Annotated in this window: 10 protein-coding genes; 8 read left to right on the top strand and 2 right to left on the bottom strand. The window is 63.3% G+C overall.

Annotated elements, in window-relative coordinates; all coding sequences use genetic code 11:
* Positions 1-61: 61 nt before the first annotated feature.
* The 8 genes from IVB41_RS28115 (at position 62) to garD (ending at position 11,237) form a co-directional block, all read left to right on the top strand.
* Complete coding sequence (locus IVB41_RS28115) at positions 62-2,032, top strand: S8 family serine peptidase (protein WP_247287380.1); 1,971 nt, start codon at positions 62-64, stop codon at positions 2,030-2,032.
* A gap of 8 nt (positions 2,033-2,040) precedes the next feature.
* Complete coding sequence (locus tag IVB41_RS28110) at positions 2,041-3,159, top strand: hypothetical protein (RefSeq protein ID WP_247437320.1); 1,119 nt, start codon at positions 2,041-2,043, stop codon at positions 3,157-3,159.
* Positions 3,160-3,285: 126 nt separating this feature from the next.
* Positions 3,286-4,638, top strand: a complete 1,353-nt coding sequence (locus IVB41_RS28105) for an MFS transporter (RefSeq protein WP_247287384.1) — start codon at positions 3,286-3,288, stop codon at positions 4,636-4,638.
* A gap of 122 nt (positions 4,639-4,760) precedes the next feature.
* Positions 4,761-5,666, top strand: coding sequence for a LysR substrate-binding domain-containing protein (locus IVB41_RS28100; RefSeq protein WP_247362615.1), 906 nt, complete (start codon positions 4,761-4,763; stop codon positions 5,664-5,666).
* 124 nt (positions 5,667-5,790) lie between these two features.
* Complete coding sequence (gene kdgD / locus IVB41_RS28095) at positions 5,791-6,735, top strand: 5-dehydro-4-deoxyglucarate dehydratase (RefSeq protein WP_247362616.1); 945 nt, start codon at positions 5,791-5,793, stop codon at positions 6,733-6,735.
* A gap of 24 nt (positions 6,736-6,759) precedes the next feature.
* Positions 6,760-8,103, top strand: a complete 1,344-nt coding sequence (gene gudD / locus IVB41_RS28090; RefSeq protein WP_247362618.1) for a glucarate dehydratase — start codon at positions 6,760-6,762, stop codon at positions 8,101-8,103.
* A 19-nt stretch (positions 8,104-8,122) separates the two neighbouring features.
* Positions 8,123-9,571 (top strand): aldehyde dehydrogenase family protein, encoded by a 1,449-nt coding sequence (locus IVB41_RS28085; RefSeq protein WP_247362620.1) that lies wholly within the window; start codon positions 8,123-8,125, stop codon positions 9,569-9,571.
* A gap of 124 nt (positions 9,572-9,695) precedes the next feature.
* The gene (gene garD / locus IVB41_RS28080) at positions 9,696-11,237 is read left to right on the top strand and encodes a galactarate dehydratase (RefSeq protein WP_247437318.1); all 1,542 of its coding nucleotides are present in this window, start codon (positions 9,696-9,698) and stop codon (positions 11,235-11,237) included.
* 91 nt (positions 11,238-11,328) lie between these two features.
* On the opposite strand, the gene IVB41_RS28075 is transcribed toward garD, so the two are convergent.
* On the bottom strand, positions 11,329-11,685 hold the full coding sequence (locus IVB41_RS28075) for a hypothetical protein (RefSeq protein ID WP_027566858.1): 357 nt from the start codon (positions 11,683-11,685) through the stop codon (positions 11,329-11,331).
* Positions 11,686-12,065: 380 nt separating this feature from the next.
* Positions 12,066-12,668 (bottom strand): DUF2147 domain-containing protein, encoded by a 603-nt coding sequence (locus IVB41_RS28070; RefSeq protein ID WP_247287392.1) that lies wholly within the window; start codon positions 12,666-12,668, stop codon positions 12,066-12,068.
* Positions 12,669-12,765: the final 97 nt, after the last annotated feature.

The following is a 12,765-nucleotide window of genomic DNA, read 5'->3' as shown; positions in this document are numbered from 1 at the left end:
CAGGGGCTTGGGTCAGACCAAATGCTCGCACGCCCGCCTACGTCACACGGAGGAGGCTGCCTTGGCGAAGCGATCAGCGAGAGGTCCGGCCAAGAAGCGACCGCGAGGTCCCACGCAGCGTAGCAGATCGGCGACCCAAGCTTCGCGAGGCCGGGATCAGGAATCACCGCGTCTGTCCGAGGACACTTGGCGAAGCCTCATTTTCAGGACATTTGGTCACCAGCGCTTCACGCAAGACAGCCCCATCCTGCCGGACGTGTGGCTGGCCTACGCCAAGGCCGACAAGGGGGTGCGCGTCGACATCATCCTAACTCCCAAGACGGGACACGCGCCCGGTGCCATTGCGCAGTCGCTTGAGCAGCGATTGCTGCGCTATCACAGGAACTCCGGCAGAACGACCAGCACGCTCAAAAGCGAGACGATGATCGCGTACAGCAGGTCCTCGGTCGTAGCCAAGCTGACATTTGCAGAGCTGATGCGCGTCGTCATTCCCATGACAAACTGGTGGCGTGACCTTCCCATGCAATTGCGTTCTTTCCAGGAGGTCGAAGAGCGGCTGTCGCAACTGGAAACGCAGCGAACGAAGTTCAAGACCGTCGTCAATACCAGCCAACAATGGGATTACTTCCGCTTCATTGTCTTGGCTGGGTTCATCGACAGTTGGCGCGAGCGTCCCGATCCCGAAGACCTGGCCGAAGTTCTGCAAACCGACGCCAATAATTTTCGGGATATCAGGAGCATCACTGAAGGATTTCTGAGCCAATTCCGCCGGTTCAAGCAAATTCCCGGCGACGAGGACGGAAAGCTGATTTGGAGCATATCACTCAATCGCCGCACGACTGTGTCGCTGTTTCAGTCCCGGCAAGCCGTGAAGGCGGACGCGGCACACAACTTGTTCAAGATCAATACGAAGGGGATCGCCTGGGCCGTCATCGACTGCGGCATCGACGCCACCCATGTTGCTTTTCTTGACCGCGCTAAGAGCAAGTATTCAGAGCCCGGACAGGGCATTCTGCCCGAGCACTCGAGGATCAAGAAAACATATGACTTCACATACTTGCGAACGTTGCTCGCGCTTCAAAGTGGCCGCTTCAAGACCTCGGGCGGGCGACAAGTCGTCGTCACCCAACAGCAACAGCAGGAGCTTGTGGATCTTACGCGCCGGGTCAACCTTGGCCGGGAAATTGATTGGGACATGTTGCTGCCACTGATTACGGTCCCTTACGACAGGTACGAGCCACCCTCGCAAGAGCACGGCACACACGTTGCCGGCATTCTGGCGGGAAACTGGCCCGAGCAGGACAATGACGATAACGGTCCTCTCTTCGGAATCTGCCCCGACCTCACCCTTTACGATTTTCGTGTCTTTGACCAGAACGGTGAGGCGGAAGAGTTCGTGATCATGGCGGCCCTGCAGGTCGTTGCGCATCTCAATCGCTTTCGCGCAAATCCGGTCATCCATGGCGTCAACCTAAGCCTCTCGATACGGCACGAGGTCATGAGTTACGCCTGTGGACGTACGCCGATCTGCGACGAATGCTCCAGACTTGTCGGCGACGGGGTGGTGGTGGTCGCGGCGGCCGGGAATCAGGGATTCAACCAGCATCCCGAAACAGGCGGCGGCGACTTTGGAAGCTACCGCGTCGCGAGCATCACGGATCCGGGGAATGCAGACGCCGTGATTACGGTAGGTTCAACTCATCGCAGCGAGCCCCACACATACGGCGTGAGCTACTTCTCGAGTAGAGGGCCGACCGGAGACGGACGGCGCAAGCCGGATCTGGTCGCTCCTGGAGAGAAGATCACGGCTCCCATACCGAATCTCGGTTCAAAGCGCATGGATGGGACAAGCATGGCAGCGCCGCATGTGAGCGGCGCAGCGGCATTGCTGATGGCGCGCCACCGCGAGCTGATCGGCAGGCCAACCATGATCAAGCAAATCCTCTGCAAGACGGCCACTGATCTCGGCCGCGAAGCTAGCTTCCAGGGGGCAGGCATGCTCGACGTGCTACGCGCGCTGCAATCCGTCTAGGAGCCGTCATGATCCGATTTGAGGCCTTGAATGCAAAGCACGGCGATGCCCTGCTTATTCAATACTCCTGGAAGAACAGGAAGCGTCTCTGGATCATCGACGGCGGGCCGAAGGGAGTTTGGAAACAGACATTGAAACCGCGATTGGAAGAGTTGCGAGGCGACGATTCCGAACTGGCGGTCGATCTTGCCATGCTGAGCCATGTCGACGAAGACCACGTCACTGGAATCTTGCAGATGACCAAAGGGCTCGCCGAACAGGAGGACGGCGCCGCGGACTTTCTCGAAATCAAGCGATTTTGGCATAACAGCTTCCGTGACATCGTCGGCAATTCCGCCAGCTTGCAGGCAGGTATGACGTCTCTCGCCGGCACGCAAGCGAAGGCTGAGGCGGCGATGACCAGTGCCGATCCCCAACTCAACATAGGCAACGGCTCGCTCGACCAGCGCGCGGTTGCCGTTCTTGCCAGCATCGGCCAGGGCCGTGAGCTGCGGGACTATCTGACTAAACTTCAGCTCAGCGGAAACGACCCGTTCGGTGGCACCTTATCCTCGAAGAGCGGGAGCAAGGTCGTGGACGGCGCCAAGGTCACGCTCGTAGGACCGATTAAATCGCGGCTGGACGCATTTCGACAAAAATGGAAGAGCGAATCCGGCAACGCCGCAGCGCTCGCTGCGTTGTTCCGCGACGATCTTGACGAGTCGCCAACAAACCTGTCGAGCCTCGTGATGCTGGTCGAAATCGCCAAACGTAAGATCTTGCTGACCGGCGACGCGCGCGGGGACGACATCGTCGATGGCTTCAAGGATGCAGGGCTAGATCTGCCTTCGAAGCTCGACATCTTGAAGATGCCGCACCATGGTAGCGACCGCAACATCACCGAGAAGTTCCTCAGGTCATTTCCCGCAAAGCACTACGTGATCTCGGCTGACGGCAAGTACGGGAACCCGGATAGCGATACGATAGAGAACATCGTGAGTGTCCGAGGCGACGGCGACTATACGCTGCACTTCACAAATGATGTGAAGGGCCTCAAGACGCAACTGACGAAGTTGCAGAAAACGCGGTCATTCGAGTTCGAAATCCGCGCAAAGAGCGCTCCATCCCTCGCTATAGAACTCGGATGACGTCGACTCCCGTTCCATCAATCCAAAATCGGCATCGATCGATACTGCCTTGAACTTGGACACTTTGCCGCGCGCACCTCTAGGAGTCGCAGTGGGGAAACGTTTCGAGTTCTAAGGAGGCGCGCAATGAGCGCAGTGATGTCCGCAGCGGACGTGAGAAGGTCTCGCGTCAGGCTGTTCATCGTGACCATGTTGTTCCTGGTCACGACCGTCAATTATGCCGACCGCGCCACGCTGTCGATCGCGGGCCCCGCGCTCTCCAAGGAGCTGCATCTCGACCCCGTCGCGATGGGCTACATCTTCTCGGCGTTCGGATGGTCCTATGTGATCGCACAGGTGCCGGGCGGCTGGCTGCTCGACCGCTACGGCTCCCGCCTCGTCTATGCGTTCAGCATCATCGTCTGGTCGCTGTTCACGACGCTGCAGGGCTGGGTCGGATTCTTCAGCGCCGGCACCGCGATCGTCGTGCTGTTCGGCCTGCGCTTCCTCGTCGGTATCGCCGAAGCGCCCTCGTTCCCCGCCAATGCTCGCATCGTCGCGGCCTGGTTTCCGAGCAACGAGCGCGGGACCGCGTCGGCGTTCTTCAATTCCGGGCAGTATTTCGCCACCGTGATCTTCGCGCCGCTGATGGGCTGGATCGCGCACGGCTACGGCTGGCGCTACGTGTTCTTCGTGATGGGTGCGCTCGGAATCATCATGGGGATGGTCTGGATCAAGACCGTCTACGGGCCGAAAGAGCACCCCGGCGTCAACGAGGCCGAATTCGACTACATCAAGGCAGGTGGTGCGCTGGTCGACCTCGACGCTCCCAAAGACGACCTGAAGCATGAACGCGCGGCCGCTTCCGGTCCGGGATGGGACCATATCCGCCAGCTGCTCTCCAACCGCATGATGCTCGGCGTCTATCTCGGCCAGTACTGCATCAACACGCTGACCTATTTCTTCCTGACCTGGTTCCCGGTCTATCTCGTCAAGGAGCGCGGCCTCTCGATCCTGCAAGCCGGCTTCGTCGCGACGCTGCCGGCGCTGTGCGGCTTCATCGGCGGCGTGCTCGGCGGCGTCATCTCCGACGCGATCCTGCGCAAGACCGGCTCGTTGACGATGGCGCGCAAGATCCCGATCGTCGGCGGCATGCTGCTGTCGATGTCGATCATCGCCTGCAACTATGTCGACGGCCAGGCGCTGGTGGTCGGCTTCATGGCGCTCGCCTTCTTCGGCAAGGGCATCGGCGCGCTCGGCTGGGCTGTCGTCTCCGACACCTCGCCGAAGGAAGCCGGCGGCGTCTCGGGCGGCCTGTTCAACACCTTCGGCAATCTCTCCTCGATCAGCACTCCGATCGTGATCGGCTACATCCTGGCCGCGACCGGCTCCTTCAACGGAGCGCTGATATTCGTCGGCGCCAATGCGCTGGTGGCCGCATTCGCCTATCTCGTGGTCGTCGGCAAGATCGAGCGCGTGGTGCTCAAACGTTCCTCCTGAGGGCTCCCATGGGAGCTTGACCAGGCAACTTAACGGCGGCTTCACGGCCGCCGTCTTTGTTTTGGGAGTAATCGATGCTAGAAGCGCCGGGGAAACGCCTTATCCATCTAAGGCATGTATCGATGTTCGACCTCAACCAGCTCCGCTGTTTCGTCACGGTGGCGGAGGAATTGCATTTCGGCCGCGCCGCCGCGCGGCTGAACATGACCCAGCCGCCGCTGTCCCGGCAGATCCAGGTGCTCGAGCACATCATCGATGCGCCGCTGCTGGAGCGTACCAGCCGCTCGGTGCGCCTGACGCCGGCCGGGCGCAGCTTCCTGCCGGAAGCGCGGCGCATCCTGAAGCTTGCGGAAAGCGCCTCGCAGGTCGCCCGCCGTATCGCGCTCGGCAAGTCCGGCTCGCTGAAGATCGGCTTCACCGCGGCCGCCGCCTACGGCTTCCTCCCCGAGCTCGTCGCCGCCTGCCGCGCCAAGCTGCCCGAGGTGGACTTCTCACTGAAGGAGATGGTGTCGGGCGACCAGTTCGAGGCGCTGACCTCGGGCCAGATCGATGCCGGCCTGCTCAGGCCCCCGATCGCGCGCCCCGAAATCGCCAGCCGCCGCGTCGTCGCCGAGCCCTTGCTCGCCGCGATCCCGAAAAAGCATCCGCTGGCGAATGCCGAGACCATCACAATCAAGGATTTCGACAACCAGCCTTTCGTGATGTATTCGCCCTATGAGAGCCGCTACTTCCACGACGTACTGGTGGCGCTGTTCACCCGCGCCGACATCCTGCCGCGCTATGTCCAGCACCTGAGCCAGATCCACTCGATCCTCGCCATGGTGCGCGCCGGCCTCGGCCTTGCCATCGTGCCCGCGGCGGCGGCGAGCTTGAAGATCGCGGACGTCCGCCTGCGGCCGCTGAAGCTGCGCACCCGCGTCCCCGTCGAACTGTTCATGGTCTGGCGCCGCGAAGACGAGAACCCGCTGCTGTCGGCCCTCGTCAAGATCGCGAGCGAATTGTCCTCCGCGGAGGTGATGGAAGATTGATGCTGAATTCGCATCGGTCGATATAGGCTTTGGCTTGGACCCGCATCGAACGGTCTCCTAAACCACGGCGCATGGACGCGCAGCCTTGGCGTCCTCCACAACATGAGACCAGGGAGCAGCGCCCATGAGCAAGATGACCCCGCAGGAAATGGCCCAGAAGATCGGATCCGGCCTGCTATCTTTCCCCGTCACGCCGTTCAAGGCGGACTACTCCTTCGACGAGACGACCTACCGCGCCAACATGGACTGGCTCTGCGGCTATGACGTCGCAGGCCTGTTCGCCGCCGGCGGCACCGGCGAGTTCTTCTCGCTGACGGCGGCCGAGGTTCCGCAGGTGGTCAAGATCGCCGTGGACGAGACCAAGGGCCGCGTCCCCGTGCTCGCCGGCACCGGCTACGGCACCGCCACCGCGCGCGAGATCGCGATCGGCGCGGAGAAGGCCGGCGCCGACGGCTTGTTGCTGCTGCCGCCCTATCTCACCCATGCGGAGCAGGATGGCCTTGCTGCCCACGTGGAAGCGATATGCGCCTCCGTGAAGATCGGCGTCATCGTCTACAATCGCGACAACGCCATCCTCCAGCCCGATACGCTCGCCCGCCTCGCCGAACGCTGCCCCAACCTCGTCGGCTACAAGGACGGCATCGGCGACATCGAGCTGATGACCCGGGTCTACACCAAGCTCGGCGACCGCCTGACCTATATCGGCGGCCTGCCGACCGCGGAGACCTTCGCGCTGCCCTATCTCGACATGGGCGTGACCACCTACTCCTCGGCGGTGTTCAACTTCGTTCCGGAATTCGCCACCAACTTCTATGCCGCCGTGCGCAAGCGCGATCACGCGACGATCCACGCCGGCTTGAAGGACTTCATCCTGCCGCTGATCGCGATCCGCAACCGCAAGAAGGGCTATGCGGTCTCGATCATCAAGGCCGGCATGAAGGTGATCGGCCGTGATTCCGGCCCGGTCCGCCCGCCGCTGACCGACCTCACCGAGCAGGAGATCGCGGAAGTCACGGAGCTGGTGAAGAATCTGCCCGCCATCCGATCGTCACAACAGGCTGCAGAATAACGAACGACACAGGGAGGAGCCTGCATGGCCAAGACCGAGATCACTGGCGCACCGGTCGTCACCGCGATGCAGGTGATCCCGGTCGCAGGCCGTGACAGCATGCTCCTCAATCTGAGCGGCGCGCATGCGCCGTTCTTCACCCGCAACATCGTCATCCTCACCGACAATGCCGGTCACACCGGCGTCGGCGAGGTGCCTGGCGGGCAGAAGATCTGGCAGACGCTGCAGGACGCCCGTGATCTCGTGATCGGCAAGACCGTCGGCGCGATGAACAACATCCTCGCCGATATCAGGACCGCATTCGCCGATCGCGATGCCGGCGGCCGCGGCAAGCAGACTTTCGATCTCCGCGTCATGATCCACGCCGTCACTGCCGTGGAGTCGGCGCTGCTCGATCTGCTCGGTCAGCATCTCAACCTGCCCGTCGCAGCCCTGCTCGGCGAGGGCCAGCAGCGCAACAGCGTCGAGACTCTCGGCTATCTCTTCTTCGTCGGCGACATCAGTAAAACCAAGTTCGACTATGTCAGCGGCGAGACCGGCAAGGCCGAATGGTTCAACCTCCGCCATCAGGAGGCGATGACGCCGGAAACCGTGGTGCGGCTCGCGGAAGCCACCCACGACCATTACGGCTTCGCCGATTTCAAGCTCAAGGGCGGCGTGCTGCGCGGCGAGCAGGAGATCGAGGCCGTCACCGCGATCGCCAAGCGCTTTCCGAATGCGCGCGTGACCCTGGATCCGAACGGCGCATGGTCGCTCGACGAGGCTGTCGGCCTCTGCAAGGACATGCACGGCATCCTTGCCTATGCCGAGGACCCCTGCGGCGCCGAAGGTGGCTTCTCCGGCCGTGAGATCATGGCCGAGTTCCGCCGTGCGACCGGCCTGCCGACCGCGACCAACATGATCGCGACCGACTGGCGGCAATTGTCCCATGCGCTGCGCCTCGGCGCGGTGGACATTCCGCTGGCCGATCCCCATTTCTGGACCATGCAAGGCTCGGTGCGCGTGGCCCAGACCTGCCGCGACAACGGCTTGACCTGGGGTTCGCACTCCAACAACCATTTCGACATCTCGCTCGCCATGTTCACCCATGTCGGTGCCGCCGCCCCCGGCAAGGTCACCGCGATCGACACGCACTGGATCTGGCAGGACGGCCAGGCCCTGACCAAGGAGCCACTCCAGATCAAGTGCGGCAAGATCGCCGTGCCTGAGAGGCCGGGCCTGGGTATCGAAATCGACAGGGCCGCCATCGACGCCGCGCATGACCTCTACAAGCAGCATGGACTCGGCGCCCGCGATGACGCTATTGCCATGCAGGACCTGATCCCCGGCTGGACCTTCGACGACAAGCGTCCCTGCCTCGTGCGTTAGAAAATTCGGAGGAAGAGATATGACTGCGATCCTGAAGAACTTCATCGGCGGCGAATGGGTCGATGGCGCCGCCGTCACCAAGAACATCAACCCCTCCAACACCAACGACGTCGTCGGCGAATACGCCAAGGCCGACAAGGCGCAGACCGAGAAGGCCATCGCAGCCGCCAAGGCCGCCTTCCCCGCCTGGGCGCAGTCGACGCCGCAGGCGCGCTACGACGCGCTGAACAAGATTTCGCTCGAGATCATCGCCCGCAAGGAAGAACTCGGCCGCCTGCTCGCCCGCGAGGAAGGCAAGACGCTGCCGGAAGGTATCGGCGAGGTCGCGCGCGCCGGCCAGATCTTCGCATTCTTCGCCGGCGAGGCGCTGCGCATGATCGGCGAGAAGGGTGCCTCGGTGCGTCCCGGCATCGACGTCGAGCTCACCCGTGAGCCGATGGGCGTCGTCGGCATGATCACGCCCTGGAATTTCCCGATCGCGATCCCCGCCTGGAAGATCGCCCCGGCGCTCTGCTACGGCAACACCGTGGTGTTCAAGCCTGCCGAGCTGGTGCCGGGCTCGGCGCATGCGCTGTCCGAGATCATCACCCGCTCCGGCATCCCGTCCGGCGTGTTCAACCTCGTGGTCGGCTCGGGCTCCGTGGTCGGCCAGACCCTGATCGAGCATCCCGACGTCGCCGCGATCACCTTCACCGGCTCGGTGCAGACCGGCCGCAAGATCGCGCAGGCCTGCGTGACCTCGAGCAACATGAAGAAATTCCAGCTCGAGATGGGCGGCAAGAACCCGCTGGTGGTGCTCGACGACGCCGACCTCAAGACCGCCGTCGAAGTCGCCGTTAACGGCGCCTATTTCTCCACAGGCCAGCGCTGCACGGCGTCCTCACGCCTGATCGTCACCGAAGGCATCCATGATCGCTTCGTTGCGGCGATGACCGAGCGCCTGAAGGGTCTGACGGTGGACGACGCGCTCAAGGCCGGCGTGCATATCGGCCCCGTGGTCGACCAGAGCCAGCTCGACCAGGACCTGCGCTACATCAAGATCGGCCAGGACGAGGGTGCCAAGCTCGCCTGGGGTGGCGAGTTGCTCAAGCGCGAAACGCCCGGCCACTACCTGCAGCCGGCGCTGTTCACCGAGGCCAACAACAACATGCGCATTTCGCGCGAGGAGGTCTTCGGCCCGGTCGCCGCCGTCATTCGCGCCAAGAACTACGAGGAGGCGCTGGCGATCTCCAACGACACCGAGTTCGGCCTTGCCTCCGGCATCTGCACCACCAGCCTGAAATACGCCTCGCACTACAAGCGCAACAGCGAGTCCGGCATGGTGATGGTCAATCTGCCGACCGCCGGCGTCGACTATCACGTGCCGTTCGGCGGCCGGAAGGGTTCGAGCTACGGCGCCCGCGAACAGGGCTCCTATGCCCGCGAGTTCTACACGACGGTGAAGACCGCCTATACCTTTCCCGGCTAACCACGGGCAAGATATCGTAGGGTGGGCAAAGCGAAGTGTGCCCACCGCCTTACGTTCGGTGTGAAGATGGTGGGCACGGCGCGTTGCGCCTTTGCCCACCCTACGGCTTCGGAGGCAAGCGCAGATGGACCAGTCAGTCGCAGCGAAAGAACAGCCTCGCTACATCAAGCTCAACGAGCGCGACAACGTCGCGATCGTGGTCAATGATTTCGGGCTTCCCGCCGGCTCCCGCTTCACCAGCGGGTTGACGCTGCGCGCCTTCGTGCCGCAAGGCCACAAGACGGCACTGGTCGACATCCCGCAGGACGCCCCGATCATCCGCTATGGCGAGGTGATCGGCCATGCGCTCGCGCCGATTCTGGCCGGCGAATGGGTGGACGAAGCCCGCATCCGCATGCCGGAGGCCCCTGCCCTCGACAAGCTGGAAATCTCGACCGCCGTTCCCGCGCCGCTGCCGCCGCTCGATGGTTTCACGTTCGAAGGCTTTCGCAACTCCGACGGCTCCGTTGGAACGAAAAACATCCTCGGCATCTCCTCCTCCGTGCAATGCGTCAAGGGCACGATGGAATATGCGGTGAAGCGCATCCGCGCCGAGCTGCTGCCAAAATACCCGAACGTCGACGACGTCGTGCCGCTGACGCATGCCTATGGCTGTGGCGTCGCCATCAACGCGCCCGACGCCGTGATTCCGATCCGCACGCTGCAAAACATCGCGCAGAACCCGAACTTCGGCGGCGAGATCCTGGTCATCAGCTTGGGATGCGAAAAGCTTGCGCCCGAGCGTCTGGTGCCGGAAGGCGTCAGCAACGCCATCGTGCGCATGCAGGACGAAGCCTTCGACGGTTTTGGCGCCATCGTCGAGGCGATCATGACCCAGGCCGAAGCCCGCCTGAAGATCCTCAACAAGCGCACCCGCGAGACCTGCCCGGCCGCCGATCTCGTCATCGGCCTGCAATGCGGCGGCAGCGACGCCTTTTCCGGCGTCACCGCGAACCCCGCCGTCGGCTTCGCCGCCGACCTGCTGGTGCGCGCCGGCGCCACCGTGATGTTCTCGGAAGTCACCGAAGTGCGCGACGCGATCCAGTTGCTCACCCGCCGCGCCATCAACGAGGACGTCGGCCGCGCGCTGGTCCGCGAGATGGCCTGGTACGATTCCTATCTGGCCCGCGGCGGCGCGGACCGCAGCGCCAACACCACGCCGGGCAACAAGAAGGGCGGCTTGGCGAATATCGTCGAGAAGTCATTGGGCTCGATCGTCAAGTCCGGATCGTCCGCAATCACCGGCGTACTCTCGCCCGGCGAGAAGGCGACGCAGAAGGGCATGCTGTTTGCGGCAACGCCGGCGTCCGACTTCATCTGCGGCACGCTCCAGCTCGCCTCCGGCATGACGCTGCAGGTGTTCACCACAGGCCGCGGTACGCCCTATGGCCTTGCGGCTGCGCCCGTCATCAAGGTCGCGACCCGCACCGAGCTGGCCCGACGCTGGAAGGACCTGATCGATTTCGATGCCGGCGGCATCGCCACCGGCGACAAGACCATCGAGGAGACCGGCTGGGACCTGTTCCGCTTGATCCTCGACGTCGCCAGCGGCCGCACGCAACCCTGGTCGGATCGCTGGGGCATCCACAACGATTTGACGCTGTTCAATCCGGCGCCGGTGACCTGAGCGCTGGGCGCGGACGCTGTCTCGCCGCGCGGATGCGTTGGTGCGAGAGCCTCGTTTCGGCGCTACGCATCGCCTGGGATGACGCTTCCGTTTACGTCATGCTGCCCGGCATGAAGCAGCGCACGCGTGGATGGCCGTCGATATAGTGCTTCCACACCATGGTGCGGCCGATCTTGTTCGGCTCGGTGATGACGGCGCCTTCGGGCACGACGACCCATTCGCCCTCGAGATGCACGCGATAGCGGCCCCTGTCGGATTCCCAGTCGACATCCGCGACCACATAGCCGTCGGCATCCGAGCAGCATTGGCCGTATTCGCTGTGCAGGCTCTCGAACCAGGGCTTTAACGGCGAGTTGGCGTAGCGGCCGTCATCACGCGCCATCGTCGGGGCGGTCAGCAGCACCGTCAGAACCAGCAGCATGGCGGCACGCGGTATTGCACGTCTCATGTCGTCTCCGCGGATCGAGGTCATCGCCGCGGGGCGATAGTTGCCGTCCGCCTCCGCGACTCGGCGAAGGCGTCAAGGATGGCGACTCATTCCCCCAACAGCTTTGCGGATAGCTATGCAAATCCGGCGCCACCGCGCATTCCGGGGAACTACTGGCGCGCGTCCGGCACGCATTGGTCTTTCGACGGGTATGACCGCTGCTCGCGCGCCAAGGTCTCCGCTGTCTCAGCCGGCCGCAACCGCGATTGCGCACGGGGGCCACGGACACCGCGCAAGAACACGGAGAGGCTGCGGCGTGCTGGAGTCCCCCGCCTTCGCGAGCAATGACGGCGGTGTGTGGAGCTACGGAAGTTCAGACGGCACAGTGCGCGACGTAGACCCTACTGCTTCGGCGCCGGCGCCATCATCGCGCCGCCCTTCTTCGCCGGCGCCGCAGGCATCGGCTTGGTCGCGGCGGTCGCTTGCGCCGGGAGATATTTCGCGACGATGGCGGGATCGACCTGCGCGATGTTGGTGTCGGGAAGACGCGTCCAGGTTTCGTCCTTGCCGAACAGGGAAATGCCGAGGAAGCCGCGCATCGTCAGGGTCTGCCCATCCGGGCTGACCGTCATCTTGGCCTTCCAGATGTTGCCGTCGCGCGGATTGACCACGTTGCCGCCGTCATACTTCAAGCCGTCGCGCTTCATGTCGCGGATAAAGGAGAGCCCGAGCACCGGCGCGTTCTTGCGATCGTCCGTGCATTTCGCGCAGATCTCGTTCGGGTCGTCGCCGGGCCGCGGGAAGGTTTTTGCGATGACACCTTCGAAGATGCCGTTGTGGTCGATGAAGAGGAACCATCCCACCGTCTTGCCGTCTTCGACCTTCTGCCAGAGACCCGCGGCGGTCGGCTGCTGCACTTGCGCCGCAACGGGACTCACCGCACCGAGCGACATCGCGAGCGCGAGGAGCGAGAACAGCCGAAAGCTGGAAAAGAAAGTCCGCATTATGATCACCTTGCTGAGCCAATCGCCTTGCCAAGCCGCCTACCGCAATGGCCGCAGACTACGGCGATTTCGCGAACTGTTCCAGCACCAGAAACAT

The organism is Bradyrhizobium sp. 44 (assembly GCF_023073095.1).
GTDB lineage: Bacteria > Pseudomonadota > Alphaproteobacteria > Rhizobiales > Xanthobacteraceae > Bradyrhizobium.
Note: the sequence above shows the minus strand (reverse complement) of the source record. Positions and strands in the feature narration are given on the sequence as shown.

Excerpts from the sequence above, each read along its gene's own strand:
- IVB41_RS28110 (WP_247437320.1), top strand. The coding sequence starts at position 2,041 with ATGATCCGATTTGAGGCCTTGAATGCAAAGCACGGCGATGCCCTGCTT.
- IVB41_RS28105 (WP_247287384.1), top strand. The coding sequence starts at position 3,286 with ATGAGCGCAGTGATGTCCGCAGCGGACGTGAGAAGGTCTCGCGTCAGG.
- IVB41_RS28100 (WP_247362615.1), top strand. The coding sequence starts at position 4,761 with ATGTTCGACCTCAACCAGCTCCGCTGTTTCGTCACGGTGGCGGAGGAA.
- kdgD (WP_247362616.1), top strand. The coding sequence starts at position 5,791 with ATGAGCAAGATGACCCCGCAGGAAATGGCCCAGAAGATCGGATCCGGC.
- gudD (WP_247362618.1), top strand. The coding sequence starts at position 6,760 with ATGGCCAAGACCGAGATCACTGGCGCACCGGTCGTCACCGCGATGCAG.
- IVB41_RS28085 (WP_247362620.1), top strand. The coding sequence starts at position 8,123 with ATGACTGCGATCCTGAAGAACTTCATCGGCGGCGAATGGGTCGATGGC.
- garD (WP_247437318.1), top strand. The coding sequence starts at position 9,696 with ATGGACCAGTCAGTCGCAGCGAAAGAACAGCCTCGCTACATCAAGCTC.
- IVB41_RS28075 (WP_027566858.1), bottom strand. The coding sequence starts at position 11,685 with ATGAGACGTGCAATACCGCGTGCCGCCATGCTGCTGGTTCTGACGGTG.
- IVB41_RS28070 (WP_247287392.1), bottom strand. The coding sequence starts at position 12,668 with ATGCGGACTTTCTTTTCCAGCTTTCGGCTGTTCTCGCTCCTCGCGCTC.